Consider the following 18,416-nt stretch of genomic DNA (forward strand, 5'->3'; position numbering starts at 1 on the left):
GTCGGTCAAGCCGCGAACTCTTAGGAATCTCTTAATACCTGGCGGCGGGCAGAGTCACCTCGAAACGGCAGCCGCCCGGCACATTCCGTACGGCGGCACGGCCCGCGTGCGCCTCCACGATCCCCCGTACGATCGCCAGCCCGAGTCCCGCTCCGCCGGGCGGCGTACGGGCGTTGGTGCCGCGCCAGCCGGTGTCGAAGACCCGCGGCAGGTCGTCCGCCGGGATGCCGCCGCAGCCGTCCGTCACCGACAGCACCACGGCGTCGGCCTCGCGGCGGGCGGAGACCGCCACGGTGCCGTCGGCGGGCGTGCGGTGGATCGCGTTGACGAGGAGGTTGGCCAGCACCCGCGTCATCTCCTTGCCGTCCACCTCGACGGGCACGGCCTCCACACCGTCGTCGGCGAGCCGTACGCCGCGTTCGGCCGCGAGCGGGTCGGCGCCCGCGATGGCGTCGCTGACCAGGTCGTAGGCGGAGATGCGGGTCGGGCTCAGGGACAGCGAGCCGGCCTGGATGCGGGAGAGCTCGAAGAGGTCGTTGACCATGGAGGAGAGCCGTTCGACCTCGCCGCGGATCTGCCGGTGGTAGCGGGCCGGGTCGTCGGCGATGCCGTCCTCCAGCGCCTCCGCCATGGCCCGCAGCCCGGCCAGCGGCGACCGCAGGTCGTGCGAGATCCAGGCGACCAGCTCGCGGCGGGACTCCTCCAGGGCCCGCTCCCGTTCGCGCGAGGCCGCGAGCTTGCCGCTGGTGTCGTCCAACTGTCGGGCCAGCGAGGCGAGTTCGGCGGGCATCGGCGCGCTCGGGCGGGCGAAGCCGCCGCCGTCGCCGAGCGTACGGGCGGCCTGCTCCAGGGCGCGGTGGCCGCCGATGAACCAGCGGCCCAGCAGCAGCGCCGTCACCGTGGACGCGGCGGCCGCCACCGCACACACCATCGTCACCACGGTCAGGTCGTGCGAGGACAGGAACATCGCCCAGGCCACCGACAGCGTGCCCGCCAGCATCGCGCCGACCGCCACCGCCGTCAGCACCGCCAGCGACACCGCCACCGAGCGGCGGCGCAGGACGCGCAGCGCGAGCGCGCCGGCGAGGCCGACGGCCGCGGCGCCCATCCCCGCGTACAGCGCGATCAGCAGCAGGTCACGCATCGGGACCGCCGCCGTCCGTGCCGGTGCCGCCGTCGCCTGAGGTGGTTCCGCTTCCCGTTCCGGCCGCCGGATCGGCGGGGGTGTCCGGGTCGCTGCCGGTGGCGTCGCCGTCGAAGCGGTACCCGACGCCCCACACCGTATTGATCATCCGGGGCCGGGCCGGGTCCGCCTCGATCTTGTGCCGCAGCCGGCGTACGTGCACGGTCACCGTGGACAGGTCGCCGAAGTCCCAGCCCCACACCGCCGACATCAGCTCCTCGCGGCTGAACGCGTGCCCCGGGTGCCGCAGGAAGTGCGCCAGCAGGTCGAACTCGCGCAGCGTCAGCGCGAGCGGCCCGCGCGCGTCGGCGACCGTACGCGCGCCCGGGTCCAGTGTGATGCCGCCACCGTGCAGCAGCGGGCCGTCCGCGGCGGAGGCACCCGCGCGGCGCAGCACCGACTCGATGCGCAGGACGAGCTCGCGCGGGCTGAACGGCTTCGTCACGTAGTCGTCGGCGCCGATCTCCAGGCCGAGGATGCGGTCCTCCTCGTCGCCGCGCGCCGTCAGCATCACCACCGGCACGGGCCCGCGCGCCCGCAGGCGCCTGCACACCTGGAGCCCGTCCAGGCCCGGCAGCATCAGGTCGAGCACGACGAGGTCGGGCGGCGCCGCCTCGGCGCGCTCCAGCGCGCCGGGACCGTCGCCCGCGCGGTCGACCGTGAACCCGGCGCGGTCGAGATAGCCCGCGACGACCTCCGTGACGGTCGGGTCGTCGTCGACGACGAGGATCCGGCGGGGCGGTGACTGCTGCATACGGCCGAGTTTCGCAGGTATCGGCGTACCGGTCGCCGCCGTGCGGGGGCGGAGCGGGCGATGTCCGTGTTTCGTAAGGAGCCAAGATCCCATTAGTCCGTTTTGCGTTCGTAGGGTGTGGGAGATGACCGACATCCAGCCTCCGTACGGGGACCTCGTGCTCCCCTGCCTCAACGAGGCCGAGGCCCTGCCCTGGGTTCTGCAACGGATCCCGGACGGCTGGCGCCCCCTCGTCGTCGACAACGGCTCCACCGACGGCTCCGCGGAGATCGCCCGCGCACACGGCGCGACGGTGGTGCACGAGCCGCGCCGCGGCTTCGGCGCCGCCTGCCACACCGGGCTGCGGGCCGCCACGGCGGAGCTCATCGCCTTCTGCGACTGCGACGCCACGCTCGACCCGGGCGAGCTGTCCCGGGTCGCCGCGCCCGTACGGGAGGGGGCCGCCGACCTCGTACTGGCCCGGCGCAGGCCCGTCACGCGCGGCGCGTGGCCGATGCACGCGCGCGCCGGCAACCGCGCCCTGTCGCGGATGGTGCGGCGGCGCACCGGCGTACGCCTGCACGACCTGGGGCCCATGCGCGTCGCACGGCGCGAGCCGCTGCTCGAACTCGCCCTCACCGACCGGCGCAGCGGCTACCCGCTGCAGATAGTGGTGCTCGCCGCCGACGCGGGCTGGCGCATCCGCGAGACCGAGGTCGACTACCTGCCGCGCAGCGGCGCCTCCAAGGTGACCGGCACCTGGCGCGGCACCTGGCAGGCCGTACGGGACATGCGGGCGGTGCTGCGGTGACCGGCGCCGAGACGGGGGGCGGCGCCGGTCCGGCCGGTGAGACGACGCTGCTGGTGCTCGCCAAGGAGCCGGTGCCCGGCCGCGTCAAGACCCGGCTCACGCCCCCGTACACGCCCGAGCAGGCCGCCGGTCTCGCCGCTGCCGCGCTCGCCGACACCCTCGACCTGGTCGCTGAGGTGCCCGCGCGCCACCGGGTGCTCGTACTCGCCGGACGGCCCGGGCCGTGGCTGCCGGACGGCGCCGGTGTCGAGGTCGTACCGCAGGCCGCCGGCGGTCTGGACGAGCGGATCGCCGCCGCGTTCGCGCTCTGCGACGGGCCCGCCCTGCTGATCGGCATGGACACCCCGCAGCTCACCCCGGATCTGCTGCGTCCGGTGACCGCGCCGGACGGCTGGACCGGCTGCGACGCGTGGTTCGGGCCCGCCGCCGACGGCGGGTTCTGGGCGCTCGGACTCGCCGCGCCCGACCCGGAACTGGTGCGCGGCGTGCCCATGTCCGACGCGCGCACCGGTGCCGTACAGCGGCGCAGGCTGGTGGACGCCGGGCTGGCCGTACGCGACCTGCCGGTGCTGCGCGACGTGGACACCGCACGGGACGCGGCGGAGGTCGCGGGAGTGTGCGGCGCCGCGCCGGGTGCCCCGTACGGGAGCGGTGCCCCGTACGGGGGCAGTGGCGCGTACGCGGGCGGCGGCGGGCATCCCGGCGGCGCGCGGTTCGCGGCGGCGTACGCGGAACTCCAGCGGGCGGTGGCCCGTTGAGCGCGCCGTCCGTGCCCTCCGGGCCCGCCGCCGCGCCCCCTGCCGCGCCGCCCGCACCCGCCGCCGTCGCGTGGCACGCGGACCCGTACGCGGAGGCACTGCGCTCCGGACGCGGACCGCTTTTCCTGCGCCGTACGGACGGCTGGCTGCTGCCCCTCGAGGTCGAACGGTGGTGCGCCCGGGCGGACGCCGCGGACCTCACCGTGCTGCGGCGCTGTTCCGGCGCCGTACTGGACATCGGCTGCGGACCCGGCCGCATGGTCGCCGCGCTGGCCCGGAAGGGCAGTCCCGCGCTCGGCATCGACACCTCGCCTGCGGCGGTCGCCCGTACGCGCCGCCGGGGCGTGGACGCGCTGTGCCGCTCCGTCTTCGAGACGCTGCCGGGCGAAGGGCGCTGGGGGAGCGCGCTGCTGGTCGACGGGAACATAGGGATCGGCGGCGACCCCGCCGCGCTGCTGGTCCGCGTCGGTGAACTCCTCGCCCCCGGTGGCCTTCTGCTCGCGGAGGCCGCGCACGGCGACGCGCCGCACGCCGACGTGGAGGAACGGGTCGAGGTGCGGCTCGACGACGGCAACGGCGGGCACGGGCCCGCGTTCCCGTGGGCCCGGATAGGCGCCGCCGCACTGCGGCAGCGCGCGGAGTCGGCCGGCTGGTCGGTGACGGCGCAGTGGACGGCACGGGGGCGTTCGTTCCTGGCCCTGAGCCGGTAGGTGGGGCAGCGCCCCACCGGGCTCTGTCCGGTGGGGCGTTGGCCGCGGGGGCGGCGGCGCGTACGGGGGTCAGCGGCGCCGCGCCCGCCCCCGTACGCGCCGCCGCACGGCACGTACGGGGACGGCAAGCAGCGCGCCCAGCGCGCGGCAGCCGGACGCCAGACGCGCCCGGTACGCGGGCGCCCTGGCGGCCAGCAGCACCAGCGTGACCGCGAGCGTCACCGCCAGCAGCAGCCGCCAGTTCGCGGCGTAGTCGAGGGGCAGCGCCGTCGGGTTGCGGCCCTGGCCCTGCCGCAGCAGCACGGGCAGCGCGATCAGCGTCAGGCAGCCGCCGACGACGAACGCGCCGCGCAGCACGCCGTAACCGGAACGGAGCCCGCCCTCCGGCGCGTTCCGCGACGCGTCCCCCCGGCGTCTCCCATGGGCCCAGCGCAGCGCCGCCCCCGCCAGCAGCACCAGCGGCACGAGCAACCCGTCGTGCACCGCCACCGCGCCCGCGAGCCACAGCAGCACCTGCGGCACCGTGTCCTCGCGGGTCTCCGTGACGAGGAGCCAGCCGCCGGTGCCCAGCAGCACCGCCCCCGCCGTCCCCAGCATCCAGCGCAGCGCGGTCACTTCAGCACCTCGATCCGTGCGACCCACTTCGTCTGCAGCACGCCCGGCCGGTTCGGCGCGATGATCCGCGCCGGATAGCCGTGATCGGCGCTCAGCACGCGCCCGTTCACCCGCAGAGCGAGCAGCGTCAGCGGGTCACGGGCGTACGATGGGCCCGACCCGCGTGCCCGTCGGCCCAGCGTGAGGGGGCAAGGGTGGGATGGGTATACGAGACCGGTCCACGACGGCGTCCGCCACCGCGGACGCGCCCGTACGGCAGTCCGCGCTCGACGCCGTACTCGACGGGGCCGCGGCCGTCCTCGGCTACCAGTCGGCGGACGCGGTCGAGAGCACCCGTACGTTCAAGGACCTCGGCTTCACCTCCGTCACCGCCGTCGAGCTGCGCGACCGGCTGAACGTCCAGTTCGGCGTGCGGCTGCCGTCCAGCGCGCTCTTCGACCACCCGACGCCCCTCCGCCTCGCCCGCCGGATCGACACCGAGCTGGACGGCGGCGAGCAGGAGCAGCGGGACGGCGAACGCGCGGACGCCGTGCACTCGCACGACGAGCCGATCGCCATCGTCGCGATGGGCTGCCGCTTCCCCGGCGACGTCCGTACGCCCGAGGACCTGTGGCGCGTCGTCCGCGACGGCGTGGACGCCGTGTCCGACTTCCCCGTCAACCGCGAGTGGGACCTGAACGCGCTGTACGACCCCGACCCGGAGCGTTCCGGCACCAGTTACGTGAGCAAGGGCGGTTTCCTGCACGACGCGGGCGAGTTCGACGCCGCGTTCTTCGGGATCTCGCCGCGCGAGGCGCTCGCGATGGACCCGCAGCAGCGGCTGCTGCTGGAGACCTCGTGGGAGACGCTGGAGCGCGCGGGGCTCGACCCGACGTCCGTACGGGGCAGCCGTACGGGCGTGTTCGTCGGCGCGATGGCGCAGGACTACGGGCCGCGGCTGCACCAGGGCGGCGAGGACGTCGAGGGGCACGTGCTGACCGGTACGACGACGAGCGTCGCGTCCGGGCGTATCGCCTACACCCTGGGCCTGGAGGGCCCCGCCGTCACCGTGGACACGGCGTGCTCGTCGTCGCTGGTGGCGCTGCACATGGCGGTGCAGGCGCTGCGCAGCGGCGAGTGCTCGATGGCGCTGGCGGGCGGCGCCACCGTCATGTCCAGCCCGGGGATCTTCGTGGAGTTCAGCCGTCAGCGGGGTCTGTCGCCGGACGGCCGGTGCAAGCCGTTCGCGGCGGGTGCGGACGGTACGGGCTGGGGCGAGGGTGTCGGTGTGCTGCTGCTGGAGCGGCTGTCGGACGCGCAGCGCAACGGGCACCAGGTGCTGGCGGTGCTCAAGGGTTCGGCCATCAACCAGGACGGCGCCTCCAACGGGCTCACGGCACCGAACGGCCCGTCGCAGCAGCGCGTCATCCGCGCCGCCCTCGCGAACGCCGGACTGGAGCCGGGCGACGTGGACGCCGTGGAGGCACACGGCACCGGTACGACACTGGGTGACCCCATCGAGGCACAGGCGCTGCTCGCCACCTACGGGCAGGAGCGGGACGCGGACCGGCCGCTGTGGCTCGGCTCCCTGAAGTCGAACGTGGGTCACGCGCAGGCCGCCGCCGGAGTCGGCGGCGTCATCAAGATGGTCGAGGCCCTGCGGCACGGCGTCCTCCCGAAGTCCCTGCACGGGGAGGAGCCTTCGCCGCACGTGGACTGGTCGTCGGGCGCCGTACGGCTGCTGTCCGCGGCACGCGCCTGGGACAGCGACGGTGACGGTGACCGCCGTACGCGGCGCGCCGCCGTGTCGTCGTTCGGCATCAGCGGCACCAACGCGCACGTGATCCTGGAGGCCGCCGCCGAAGCCGCCGAACCGGCCGCCCCCGGAACACCCGGGGACGAGATCGACGAGAGCGGCGAGAGCACGGCCGCCGAGGTGCCGTGGCTGCTCTCCGCCCGCAGCGCCGACGCGCTCAAGGCACAGGCGGAGTCGCTGCTCGCACACCTCGACGCGGCGGCTCCCGCGCCGCGCCCCGCCGACGTAGGGCACACGCTGCTCACCGCGCGCGCGGCGCTCGATTTCCGGGCCGTCGTCACCGGCGCCGGGCAGGACGAACTGCTCGCCGGGCTGCGGTCGGTGGCCGCCGGACACGTCGACGCGGTCGCCACGGAGCACCGCCGCGGTCCGGTGTTTGTGTTCCCGGGGCAGGGGGCGCAGTGGGTCGGGATGGGCCGTGAACTCCTCGGCAGCAGCCCCGTGTTCGCCGCGCGCTTCGCCGAGTGCGACGCGGCGCTGGCCCGGCATGTGGACTGGTCGTTGTCGGGTGTGCTGCGGGGTGTGGACGGTGCTCCCGGTTTTGACCGGGTGGATGTCGTGCAGCCCGTCCTGTGGGCGGTGATGGTGTCCCTCGCCGAGGTGTGGCGCTCCTACGGTGTGCAGCCTGCTGCCGTTGTCGGTCACTCGCAGGGTGAGATCGCCGCCGCCTGTGTCTCCGGTGCGCTCTCTCTCGAAGACGGTGCTCGTGTGGTGGCGTTGCGGAGCCAGGCCATCACCGCTCTGGCAGGCCGTGGCGGCATGGTGTCCGTCGCGCTGCCCCGTACGGATGTCGAGGAGCTGATCACCGCATGGAACGGCAGCCTGTCCGTCGCCGCCGTCAACGGGCCGTCCGCGGTGGTGGTGTCCGGTGATGTGGCCGCTCTGGACGCCCTTGTGGAAACTTGCGAGGAGCGGGACATCCGCGCCCGCCGCATCGAGGTCGACTACGCGTCGCACTCCGCGCACGTGGAAGGCATCAGCGAAGCGATCCTGACCGCCCTGGCGCCGCTGGAGCCCCGGGCGGCCGAAGTGCCGTTCTTCTCCACCGTGACCGGCGACTGGCTGGACGCGGAGGCGCGTCTCGACGGCGCGTACTGGTACGCGAACCTGCGGCACACCGTGCAGCTGGAGCCCGCGGTCCGCAGCCTCGTGGAGGCGGGCCACCGCGCGTTCGCCGAGATGAGCCCGCACCCCGTGCTCACCATGCCCGTGCAGGACACCGCCGAGGCCGCGGGCGCCGAAGTGGTCGCCACCGGCACCCTCCGGCGCGGCCAGGGCGGCCTCGCCCGGGTCCACGCGTCGCTCGGCCAGCTGTGGGCGCACGGCGCGTACGTGGACTGGGCGCCGGCGTTCGCCGCGCACCGACCGGCGCTGGTGGACCTGCCCACGTACCCCTTCCAGCGGCAGCACTTCTGGCTCGCGGCGGACAGCGCCGACCGTACGGTGGCCGATCCGGTGGACGCGCAGTTCTGGGAGACCGTCGAACGGGAGGACCTGGAGGCGCTGGCCGGCACCCTCGGCATCAGCGACCCCAGCTCCCTCGGCGAGGTGCTGCCCGCGCTGTCCTCCTGGCGGCGCGACCGCCGGCAGCGCGGCACGGCCGACTCCTGGCGCTACCAGGCCGTCTGGCGGCACCGCCCCGAGCCCGCCGCGGGCACTGTGTCCGGCACCTGGCTGCTCGTCGTGCCCGAGGGACACGAGGACTCCGCGCCCGTGTGCCAGGCCGCCGAGGCGCTGCGCGCGGCCGGAGCACAGCCGTACGCGCTCTCCGTCGGCCCCGCGGAGGCCGACCGCGAACTCCTCGCGAAGCGGCTGCGCATAGCGGACCACGGGCCGGAACTCGTCGCCGGAGTACTGTCGTTCACGGCGCTCGACGAGTCCCCGCTGCCCGGCCAGCCCGCCGTCACCACCGGCCTCGCCGTCACCCTCGCGCTCGTGCAGGCGCTCGGCGAGGTCGCGCTCGACGCGCCCCTGTGGTGCCTGACGAGAGGCGCGGTCGCCGCGGGCGACGAGGCAGCGCCGTACGCGCCCGCGCAGGCCGCCGTATGGGGGCTCGGGCGCGTCGCCGCGCTCGAACACCCCGACCGCTGGGGCGGCCTGGTGGACCTGCCGCCGTCCGGCACGGACGCGGGCGCGGACTCCGGCGCGGAGACGGACACCGCGGGCCTCGGCGGCGCCGCGGAGGAGCGTACGCGGGCCCGGCTTGCCGCCCTCCTCACCGGCGACGGCGGCGAGGACCAGCTCGCGATCCGCGACTCCGGTGTCTACGCGCGCCGCCTCGTCCCCGCCCCCTGCGGCCCGCACGCGGCCCCCCGTACGTGGCGCCCGCGCGGCACCGTCCTGGTCACCGGCGGCACCGGCGCGCTGGGCGCGCGCGTCGCGCGCTGGCTCACGCGCGGCGGCGCCGAGCACCTGGTGCTCACCGGCCGCCGCGGCGACGCCGCCCCCGGAGTGGCGGAACTGCGCGCAGAGCTGGCGGAGCAGGGCGTCGGTGTCACCGTCGCGGCCTGCGACGTGGCTGACGCGGACGCCGTACGGGCGCTCGCCCGGCAGCTGGCGGACGACGGGCACACCGTACGGTCCGTCGTACACGCCGCGGGCGTCAGCCAGTTGGGCACCCTCGACGAGGCCGGGCCCGCCGACCTGAGCGCCGCACTGAGCGGCAAGGTCAGCGGCGCGCGGCACCTGGCCGAGGCGTTCGGCGGGGACACGCTCGACGCCGTCGTCTACTTCTCCTCCATCTCCGGCACGTGGGGCGTCGCCGACCACGGCGCGTACGCCGCCGCCAACGCCGCGCTCGACGCGTACGCCGAACGCCACCGCGCCGGCGGCCTGCCCGTGCTGTCCGTCGCCTGGGGCCCCTGGGCGGGCGGCGGCATGATCGCGGAATCGCTGCAGGATGTGCTGCGGCAGCGCGGCGTACCCGTCATCGACCCGGACACCGCCCTCACCGGGCTGCAGCAGGCACTCGACAGGGACGACACGGTGGTGGCGGTCGCGGACGTCGACTGGCAGCGGTTCGGCGGCGTGTTCACCTCCGTACGGCCCAGCAGGCTGCTCGACGAGATCCCCGCGGCACAGGCCGCCGCCGACGACGGCCAGGGCAAGGCGGAGCCGTCCGCGCTCCTGCGCGAACTCGCCGGACTCGACGAACGCAGGCGCGCCGCACGACTGCTGGCCCTCGTACGCGAACAGGTCGCCTCCGTGCTCGGCCACGCCGACCCGGCGGCCGTCGACCCGCAGGGCTCCTTCAAGGAGCTGGGCTTCGACTCGCTGACGGCCGTCGAGCTGCGCAACCGGCTCAACACCGCCGCCGGCCTCAAGCTCGCCGCGACCGTCGTCTTCGACTACCCCAACGTCAAGGCACTCGCCGGGCACCTCTCGGTCAAGCTCGGCGGCGACACGGCGACCGCAGCCGGCGCCGCCGTACGGCCCGCCGCCACGGCACCGGCCGCGGACGACGAGCCCATCGCCATCGTCTCGATGAGCTGCCGCTTCCCCGGCGGCGTACGGTCCCCGGAGGACCTGTGGCGCGTCGTACGCGACGGGGTGGACGTCATCTCCGACTTCCCGGCCGACCGGGGCTGGGACCTGGACGGCCTGTACGACCCCGACCCGGACAGCACCGGCAAGAGCTACGTGCGCAGGAGCGGATTCCTGCACGACGCGGCCGAGTTCGACGCCGCCTTCTTCGGGATCTCGCCCCGCGAGGCGGTCGCGATGGACCCGCAGCAGCGGCTGCTGCTGGAGACGTCCTGGGAGGCGCTGGAGCGCGCCGGGCTCGACCCGGCGGCGCTGCGCGGCTCGCAGACGGGCGTGTACGTCGGGATGACCGACCAGGAGTACGGCACCCGGCTGCGCAAGGCCGCGGGCGAGGCCGAGGGCTACCTCGCGACGGGCGCGGTCGGCAGCGTCGCGTCCGGCCGCATCTCGTACACCCTGGGCCTGGAGGGCCCCGCGGTGACGGTGGACACGGCGTGCTCGTCGTCGCTGGTGGCGCTGCACATGGCGGCGCAGGCGCTGCGCAACGGCGAGTGCTCGATGGCGCTCGCGGCCGCGGTGATGGTGATGTCCGACCCGTCGCAGTTCATCGCGTTCAGCCGGCAGCGCGGCCTGGCACCCGACGGGCGCTCGAAGCCGTTCGCGGCGGCGGCCGACGGCTTCGCCCTATCCGAGGGCGCGGGCGTCATCGTGCTGGAGCGGCTGTCCGACGCGCAGGCGAACGGGCACACGGTGCTCGGCGTCGTACGGGGCTCCGCGATCAACCAGGACGGCGCCTCCAACGGCCTCACGGCACCGAACGGCCCGTCGCAGCAGCGCGTCATCCGCGCCGCCCTCGCACAGGCGGGGCTCTCCGCGCGCGACGTGGACGCGGTGGAGGCACACGGCACCGGCACCAAGCTGGGTGACCCGATCGAGGCGGAGGCACTTCTCGCGACGTACGGCGAGGAGCGCGGCCCGGAGCAGGAGCCGCTGTGGCTCGGCTCGGTCAAGTCCAACATCGGTCACGCGCAGACCGCTTCGGGCATGGCCGGGATCATGAAGATGGTCCTCGCCATGCGGCACGACCTGCTGCCCGCGACCCTCCACATCGACGAGCCCTCGCCGCACGTCGACTGGTCCTCCGGCACGGTGGAGCTGCTGTCCGAAGCCCGCCCGTGGGAACGGAACGGGCACCCGCGCCGCGCGGGCGTGTCCTCCTTCGGCGTCAGCGGTACGAACGCGCACCTGATCATCGAGGAGCCCCCGGCGGCGGACACGACAGCCGACGCAGACGCAGACACCGACGCTCCGGTCCAGCGGGCCGGTGGCCCGCTGCCGTGGATGCTGTCCGCCCGTACGGGCGAGGCGCTGCGGGCGCAGGCGGAGCGGCTGGCCGCGTACGTGGCGGAGTCCGGTGCGGGCGCGGCGGACGTCGGGCACTCGCTGGCCGTGGCGCGTACAGGGCTGGAGCACCGTGCGGTGGTGACCGGCGCGGACACCGGCGAACTCCTCGACCGGCTGCGCGCGGTGGCGCGCGGCGAGATGCCCGCAGGCGTCACCGTGGGAGTGGACGAGACTTCGGGCGAGGACACGGGCGTCGTGTTCGTGTTCCCGGGCCAGGGCGCGCAGTGGGTCGGCATGGGCCGCGAACTCCTCGACAGCAGCCCGGTGTTCGCGGCACGCTTCGACGCCTGCGAACAGGCCCTCGAACCCTTCGTGGACTGGTCGCTGTCGGGTGTGCTGCGGGGTGTGGACGGTGCTCCCGGTTTTGACCGGGTGGATGTCGTGCAGCCCGTCCTGTGGGCGGTGATGGTGTCCCTCGCCGAGGTGTGGCGCTCCTACGGTGTGCAGCCTGCCGCCGTTGTCGGTCACTCGCAGGGTGAGATCGCCGCCGCCTGTGTCTCCGGTGCGCTCTCTCTCGAAGACGGTGCTCGTGTCGTCGCGTTGCGGAGCCAGGCCATTACGGCGCTGGCGGGTCGTGGCGGGATGGTGTCGGTCGCGCAGCCGCGTACGGATGTGGATGGGCTGATCGCCGCGTGGGAGGGCCGTATCTCGGTCGCCGCCGTCAACGGGCCGTCCGCGGTGGTGGTTTCCGGTGACGCGGACGCTCTGGATGAGCTCATGGTGACGTGTGAGCGGCGGGAGATCCGCGCCCGCCGTATCGAGGTGGACTACGCCTCCCACTCCGCTCACGTGGAGGAGATCCGTGAGGCGATCCTGACGGCTCTGGCGCCGTTGGAGCCCAGGACTCCTGCGGTGCCGTTCTTCTCCACCGTCACCGGTGACTGGCTGGATGACGACACCCGTGTGGATGCCGAATACTGGTACACCAACCTGCGCCACACAGTGCAGCTCGAGCCCGCCGTACGGTCGTTGATCGAGGACGGACGCCGGGTGTTCGCGGAGATGAGCCCGCACCCCGTCCTCACCATGCCCGTGCAGGACACGGCCGAGGCGGCGGACGTGGACGTCACGGTCACCGGGACGCTCCGGCGCGACGAGGGCGGTCTCGACCGCTTCTACACCTCGCTCGGCCACCTGTGGGCGCACGGCGTACAGGTGGACTGGGCCCCGGCGTTCGCCGCGCACCTGCCCGCCGTCGTGGATCTGCCGACGTACCCCTCAACTCGCGTCAGAGGCGTCAGAGATCGGTGTGTCTAAGAGCCCGCTCGCGGGCCGGGCCGGCTGCCTGCGCCGCGCCCCGGCCCCGGACCCGCCCCCGGGCCCGGCGCCCGAACCGGCAGCCCTCTCACCGCCCTTCCCGTCCCGCGTCTCCGCCGTCCCGTACGAGTGCAGCACCGCGCCCAGCAGGATGCCGCCCGCGCCGACGACCAGCTCCCGTACGCGGCTGAGGTCGTCGCGCCGCACCTCGCGCGGGTCGCAGACCACCAGGACGCCGTCGACGCGGTCGGTCAGCGCGATGGCGTCGGCGTACGAGAGGACGGCGGGCGCCAGCACGACGAGTACGGAGTTGCGCGCGTCCGCCTGGCTGATGAGCTGCGTCGCGGCCGCGGAGGTCAGCGCGCGCGGCACGTTCCGTACGCGGTGGCCGGGCACGAGGTCGAAATAGCCGGACTCGCCCGCGTCGATGGGCACGCGCCGCCCCGTCGGCCAGCCGGTGGTGCTCTGTTCGGGGGCGCGTGCCCAGCCGGGCCGGCCGCCGTCGGCGTGGTGCAGCTGCTCGGTGAGGCTGGGCGTCCGCAGGTCGGCCTCGATCAGCAGGACGTCCTTCCCCATCTCCGCGAAGGACGCGGACAGGTTGACGGACGCGGCGAGCGCCGTCTCGATGCTGCCGCGCGGTGCGACGACCAGCAGCCGGCGGCGTTCCGCGAACGCCTCGTCGTAGGCCAGCCGGAAGGCGACCGAACGGTACTCCTCGGCGAGCCTGCCCTCGGCCAGCAGCACGTCGGGGTGCCCGCGCCTGGTGCGCGGCAGGGTGCCGAGGACGGGCGCGCGCAGGGCCCGTACGACGTCGCCCGCGGAACGTACCGTCGGGTCGAAGACCAGCCGTACCCACGCGGCGAGCATCCCCACGCCCGTGCCGACGGCCGCGCCGAGCCCCAGCAGCAGCAACAGCCCCGGCCCGGCCGGGGACTTGGGCGGGGTGGCGGCCGAGACGACGTTGCCGGGGGTGGTGTCGAGGGCTTCGAGCTTGCTGATGTTGCTGTTGATCTCGGCGATGTTGCCGACGACGGACGAGTGCGAGGACAGCGACGAGTCCAGCACGCGCCCGTCCGGCAGCCCGCTGATCTCCTCGGCGAGCCGGTCGCGCTCCTTGAGCAGCGGGGCGCGCTGCTGCTTGTACGAGACGACCATGTGGTCGATCTGCCGGTCGGTGTCCCACTGCCGGTTGTCGAGGTACGCCTGCGCGAACGCGTTCGCGCGCTTGGCCGCCGTCTTCGGGCTGTCGGCGGTGTACGCGAAGCGCAGCACCACGGTGTTGGGCGGGTTGGTGACCTGCAGGTCGCGGGCGAGGGCCAGCGCGCTGCCCGGAGTGCGGGACTCGCCGAGCTTCTTCGCGGCGCGTTCCGCGACGACCTGGCTCAGCGCGGTGCGCCGCTCGGAGCCCATGCTGAGCTCCGTCTTGCCGGAGCTGCCGTCCGCCAGCGGGTCGGCGCTGCCGGGGCGGAGCGTCACCTCGGTCGACGCGGAGTACGAGTCGCCGCCGGAGATGCCGAGCCAGCCGCCGCCGAGCAGCCCGAGGAGCAGCCCGAGTGCGATCAGCAGCCGGTAGCGCAGGAGTTGCCGGAACTGCTCGCGCAGCAGGTCGGGTTCGTCGTACGCCTGCACGGCACGGGTCTCCTCCCGTGCACCGCCGTCCTTCATGCCTCCGCCCCCCTCTGCTCCCTCTGTACGGGTCTCTGCCCGGCTCCGGGCCCGGACCCGGCCCCGGAGCCGTGCGCAGGCCCGGAGCCGTGCGCGCCGCCCCGTACGGCGTGCTCCGCCAGCGCCTCGTCGAGCAGCGCGGTGATCCGGGCGAGGCCCGCGGCGCGGCTGAGATGGGACTCGACGTAGCGGGGGCCGTGCGCGCCGAGCGCGCCGGCCGCGTCCGGGTCGGCGGCCAGGGCGCGTACGGCGGCGGCGAGCGCGGCCGGGTCCTCGGGCGGCACCAGCCGGCCCGCGCCCGAGCGGCGTACCTCCTCGGCGGTGCCGCCGCCGTCGGCGACGGACGCGAGGACGGGGCGGCCCGACGCGAAGTACGAGGTCAGCTTGGACGGCACGCTCATGTCGAGCACGGACGCCCGCTGCGTGACGGCGAGGACGTCGGCGGCGGCCAGCACGTCCGGGAAGTCGCGCGTGGCGGCGGACGGCAGGAAGTCGACGTTGGGCAGCCCGTCGGCGAGGGCGCTCAGCCGGGCGCGCTGGTTGCCGTCGCCCATCAGCACGATCCGCAGCTCCGGGTCCAGGCGTGCGGTGTCGATCAGCACGTCGAGTCCCTGCTTGAGGCCCATGTTCCCGGAGTGCAGCACGACGGTGCGGCCGTCGTCCCAGCCGAGCCGCGCGCGGGTCACGGCGCGCGGCTGCGAAGGGCCGGACACGTGCGACCAGTTGGGCACGAGCCGTATTCGCTCCGGCGGCACGCCCATGGCCGCGACCTTGTCGACGAAGCTCTCGTGGATGACGCCGGTGAGCGTCGCGGCGCGCAGCACGCGCCGTTCGACGGCCGCGGCGGCGGAGGCGGCGCGGTCGCCGCCGCGGATGCCGCTCTGCGCGGCGGCCGCGCCCATCAGGTCCTGTACGACGGGCACGAACGGGACGCCGTGCCGCCGCGCGAGGCGCGCCCCGAGCAGCCCGCCCGCCAGGCTCGGCAGCTGGGCCAGCACGGCGTGCGGCGGCCCGTCCGTACGGGGCGGCGCGAGGACGCCGTGCGCGAGGATCGACGCCTCGTACAGCGCCCGCCGTACGGCGGTCTGCCGCGGCGGAACGGTGTGCCGCCTGCGGTGCACGCGCACCCCCGCGCGGTCCTCGACGGTGCGCCACACGCCGCGGTAGGCGGGCGAGGTGCGCCAGGCCGGATAGTGCGGCAGCCCGGTCAGGACGTGCACCTCGGCGTCCGCGTCGGCGGCCCAGTGCTCCGCGATCTGTGTGGCGTACGGGCCGATTCCGGCCTGTTCCGGCGCGTAGTTGGTGGACACGAGCAGCAGACGCCGCCCAGGCTGCACCGCCATAACGGTTCCCCTCCCCCTCAATTCCCCCGATCAGCACTTTAGCGGTATGGCGCACAACATCCACACAACTTGACTCTGCCGTGTTCTCCTTGTGGTTGGATCGGCGTCATCACTGAGCCCGCAGCGACGGGCCGAGTCGCCGGCGGCCCCTGGTGCCGCCGGGTTCACCGAGTTCGCTGAGTTCCGTGGGGGGAATGGCGGATGAGTCAGATCGTGGGCTACGCGCCCGGAGCGTACGACCTGTTCCACGTGGGGCATCTGAACGTGCTGCGGCACGCCCGCGCCCGCTGCGACTACCTCGTCGCGGGCGTCGTCTCCGACGAGATGGCCGAACGGGCCAAGGGGCGGCCCCCGGTGGTGCCGCTCGTGGAGCGGCTGGAGATCGTCCGCAGCATCCGCTTCGTGGACGCCGCGTTCGTGGAGACGGTGCCGGACAAGCTGGAGACGTGGCAGCAGATCCGGTTCGACGTGCTGTTCAAGGGGGACGACTGGCGGGGCACGCCGAAGGGCGACAAGCTGGAGGCCGACTTCCGTACGGTCGGCGTGGACGTCGTGTACTTCCCGTACACCGTGCACACCTCCAGCACGCAGCTGCGGCGCGCGCTCGACGCGCTGGCGGGGGCGGCGCCCAACGGGCAGGCGGCCGCCGGGGGTTCGGCCGGCACGCCGGCGGGCGGGTCCGCCGGTGGATCCGCCGGGCCGGTCACGCCGCTCGCGGCGCGGACAGTTCCCGGAACCACTTGATCAGGAACGCCACCAGGAACAGCACATGGGCGGCGAAGAACGCCGTGTAGCCGCCGAGGAACAGCCGTTCGCTGCCCAGCAGCAGGAACACGGCGCAGAAGACGCCGTAGTCGACCGGCAGCAGGGCCAGCGAGCGGGCGAGTGGCGGCGCGGGCGGCGGCCCGTACGGCGCGCTGCCCGGCGCCGGGCGCGGCCGCAGCTTGTCCGTGAGCAGCCCGCCGAAGAAGATCAGCACGGCGGCCAGCTGGAACGCGAGCGGCAGCAGCAGCCAGCCCTCGCCGGGCAGCTCGTGGAAGCGGTGGAGGGAGATCAGCACCGCCGAGTGCAGCGCCGTGATCTTCGCGCAGTCCACGACGTGGTCCAGCCACTCCCCCGCCGCGCTGCTCTCCCCGCGCAGCCGCGCCAGCTGCCCGTCCGCCGAGTCGAAGGCGAAGCCGATGGCGAGCGCCGCGTACACGCACACGGCCAGCGGCCACGACGGCCGCCCGGCCGCCAGCGCGGCGATGCCGGCACCGCTGAAGGCGGCGCTGACCAGGGTGACCTGGTTCGGTGTGAGCCCCAGCCGGTACGCGGCGGCGGCGAGTACGCGGCCGGCTGGCCGGTTGAGGTAGCGCGAGTAGAGCGAGACGCCCTTCGCCGTCTTCTGCGCACCGCGCAGTGCGCGCAGCGCCGTGCCGAATTCCCTGCGTTGCGTCACAAGCCCCCCAGCTCTCCGCCCCGATGCGCCGGAATGATGCCACATGCCCCGCAGTACGCCGTACGCCCGTCCCCACGGCCGCCCGCCCCGGCGCCCGCCCCGGCGGCTGTACGGCTCCGCGCACCGGTATGGTTTCGAACCTCGGAAGTCTGTGGGAGGACGTGGGAGGCCCAGGATGAAAGCCCGGTTGCTGGCGGCGACGACGACCGCGGCGGTCCTCAGTGCCACGTTGTCGGGATGCATCACCGTGCACGGCGAGGACGCCGTGATCCCGGCGGTCGGCAAGGGCGAGGCCAGGAAGGTCCTCGACGAGTTCACCGCCGTCAACAACAAGTCCAACAAGACGTACGACGCGGGCCTCAACGCCACCGTCGAGGCCGGCGCCCTCGGCGCGATAGACCAGGCGGGCCTGAAGTCGCGCAAGAAGGTCCACCCCGAGGGCAACGACGACTTCGATCCCCTGAAGTTCAGCGACTCGCGCTTCCTCATCCCCAAGCAGGCGGGCTGGCCGAAGTTCTTCGTCGCCGACACCAAGAGCAACCGCGGCTCCGACGGCCGCTGGTTCCTCCTCTTCCAGCGCGACAGCGCGGACGCGAAGTGGAAGGCCACGTACCTCGCCGTGCTGGACCCGGCGGACACCCCGGAGTTCGCGGTCGGCAAGGACGGCTACGCGAAGGCCGTACCGGACGTCGGAGGCGGCGAGAAGCTGGCCGTCGAACCGGACAAGATCAGCAAGGCGTACGCCCGCTACCTCCAGGAGGGCGAGGGCGAGTTCGCCGCCGGCGCGCACACCAGCAAGTGGCGCGAGGAACGCGAGAAGACCGCGGAGAAGCCGGGCGTCCGTACCGAGTGGGCGGACACCCCGGCCGTACCGCCGCAGTTCGCCCCGTTCGGCCTGCGCACGAAGGACGGCGGCGCGATGCTGTTCTTCGCCACGCACCACCACAAGAAGCAGACGGTCGCGGAGGGCTACACGCCGCAGGTCAAGGACCCGTATGTGAAGGCCCTGATGACGGGCACACCGAAGAAGTCCCTCACGTACGTACGGGTCTCGGAGCAGGCGGTGACGGTCCCGCCGGCGAAGAAGGGCGGCGAGATCACGTTCCTCAGCCGCATCGCGGGCCTGACGTCGGTCAAGGCGGAGTAGCCGGTCGGGGTCCGCGCGGGGTGCGGCCCGGCGTCCCCCTCGACCGCCCCTGCGGACGGCGTGAAATCGGT

Annotated in this window: 10 protein-coding genes and 3 pseudogenes; 6 read left to right on the top strand and 7 right to left on the bottom strand. The window is 74.3% G+C overall.

Annotated features, from left to right (window positions below; all coding sequences use genetic code 11):
- Positions 1-31 precede the first annotated feature (31 nt).
- A complete protein-coding gene (locus DVA86_RS33610; RefSeq protein WP_208883964.1) occupies positions 32-1,144 on the bottom strand; it encodes a sensor histidine kinase in 1,113 nt (370 codons plus the stop codon).
- Positions 1,137-1,937 carry a response regulator transcription factor gene (locus DVA86_RS33615; protein WP_208883966.1) on the bottom strand — a complete coding sequence of 267 codons (801 nt, stop codon included), beginning with the start codon at positions 1,935-1,937 and terminating at the stop codon, positions 1,137-1,139. Before DVA86_RS33615 ends, DVA86_RS33610 begins: the two co-directional genes overlap by 8 nt.
- Before the next feature lie 124 nt (positions 1,938-2,061).
- Here DVA86_RS33615 and DVA86_RS33620 point away from each other — a divergent pair, with 124 nt between their 5' ends.
- The 3 genes from DVA86_RS33620 to DVA86_RS35790 are packed head-to-tail and all read left to right on the top strand — an operon-like array spanning position 2,062 to position 4,195.
- Positions 2,062-2,727 (top strand): glycosyltransferase family 2 protein, encoded by a 666-nt coding sequence (locus tag DVA86_RS33620; RefSeq protein ID WP_208883968.1) that lies wholly within the window; start codon positions 2,062-2,064, stop codon positions 2,725-2,727.
- On the top strand, positions 2,724-3,485 hold the full coding sequence (locus DVA86_RS35785) for a TIGR04282 family arsenosugar biosynthesis glycosyltransferase (RefSeq protein ID WP_245997461.1): 762 nt from the start codon (positions 2,724-2,726) through the stop codon (positions 3,483-3,485). The genes DVA86_RS33620 and DVA86_RS35785 overlap by 4 nt, the downstream gene beginning before the upstream one ends.
- Complete coding sequence (locus DVA86_RS35790) at positions 3,482-4,195, top strand: class I SAM-dependent methyltransferase (RefSeq protein WP_425470957.1); 714 nt, start codon at positions 3,482-3,484, stop codon at positions 4,193-4,195. The genes DVA86_RS35785 and DVA86_RS35790 overlap by 4 nt, the downstream gene beginning before the upstream one ends.
- Before the next feature lie 69 nt (positions 4,196-4,264).
- On the opposite strand, the gene DVA86_RS33630 is transcribed toward DVA86_RS35790, so the two are convergent.
- Both DVA86_RS33630 and DVA86_RS33635 read right to left on the bottom strand, forming a co-directional pair.
- Positions 4,265-4,810, bottom strand: coding sequence for a hypothetical protein (locus DVA86_RS33630; RefSeq protein ID WP_208883970.1), 546 nt, complete (start codon positions 4,808-4,810; stop codon positions 4,265-4,267).
- Positions 4,807-4,959 (bottom strand): annotated as a pseudogene (locus DVA86_RS33635) (molybdopterin-dependent oxidoreductase); the annotation flags it as partial. The gene DVA86_RS33630 and the pseudogene DVA86_RS33635, both read right to left, overlap by 4 nt.
- 137 nt (positions 4,960-5,096) lie before the next feature.
- Here DVA86_RS33635 and DVA86_RS36060 point away from each other — a divergent pair.
- Positions 5,097-12,749, top strand: a pseudogene (locus DVA86_RS36060) (type I polyketide synthase); the annotation flags it as partial.
- Here DVA86_RS36060 and DVA86_RS33645 read toward each other — a convergent pair.
- Together DVA86_RS33645 and DVA86_RS33650 are read right to left on the bottom strand one after the other, a co-directional pair.
- Positions 12,711-14,414 carry a polysaccharide biosynthesis tyrosine autokinase gene (locus tag DVA86_RS33645; protein ID WP_245997462.1) on the bottom strand — a complete coding sequence of 568 codons (1,704 nt, stop codon included), beginning with the start codon at positions 14,412-14,414 and terminating at the stop codon, positions 12,711-12,713. The pseudogene DVA86_RS36060 and the gene DVA86_RS33645 overlap by 39 nt on opposite strands.
- Positions 14,411-15,757, bottom strand: coding sequence for a glycosyltransferase family 4 protein (locus DVA86_RS33650; RefSeq protein WP_208883972.1), 1,347 nt, complete (start codon positions 15,755-15,757; stop codon positions 14,411-14,413). The genes DVA86_RS33645 and DVA86_RS33650 overlap by 4 nt, the downstream gene beginning before the upstream one ends.
- Before the next feature lie 201 nt (positions 15,758-15,958).
- Here DVA86_RS33650 and DVA86_RS33655 point away from each other — a divergent pair.
- Positions 15,959-16,372 (top strand): annotated as a pseudogene (locus DVA86_RS33655) (FAD synthase family protein); the annotation flags it as partial.
- Between the two features lie 88 nt (positions 16,373-16,460).
- On the opposite strand, the gene DVA86_RS33660 reads toward DVA86_RS33655, so the two are convergent.
- Positions 16,461-17,159, bottom strand: coding sequence for a CDP-alcohol phosphatidyltransferase family protein (locus DVA86_RS33660; protein ID WP_425471015.1), 699 nt, complete (start codon positions 17,157-17,159; stop codon positions 16,461-16,463).
- 214 nt (positions 17,160-17,373) lie between these two features.
- Between DVA86_RS33660 and DVA86_RS33665 the strand changes: the two genes are divergently transcribed.
- Positions 17,374-18,345, top strand: coding sequence for an SCO2278 family lipoprotein (locus tag DVA86_RS33665; RefSeq protein WP_208883976.1), 972 nt, complete (start codon positions 17,374-17,376; stop codon positions 18,343-18,345).
- Positions 18,346-18,416: the final 71 nt, after the last annotated feature.

The organism is Streptomyces armeniacus, assembly GCF_003355155.1.
Classification (GTDB): domain Bacteria; phylum Actinomycetota; class Actinomycetes; order Streptomycetales; family Streptomycetaceae; genus Streptomyces; species Streptomyces armeniacus.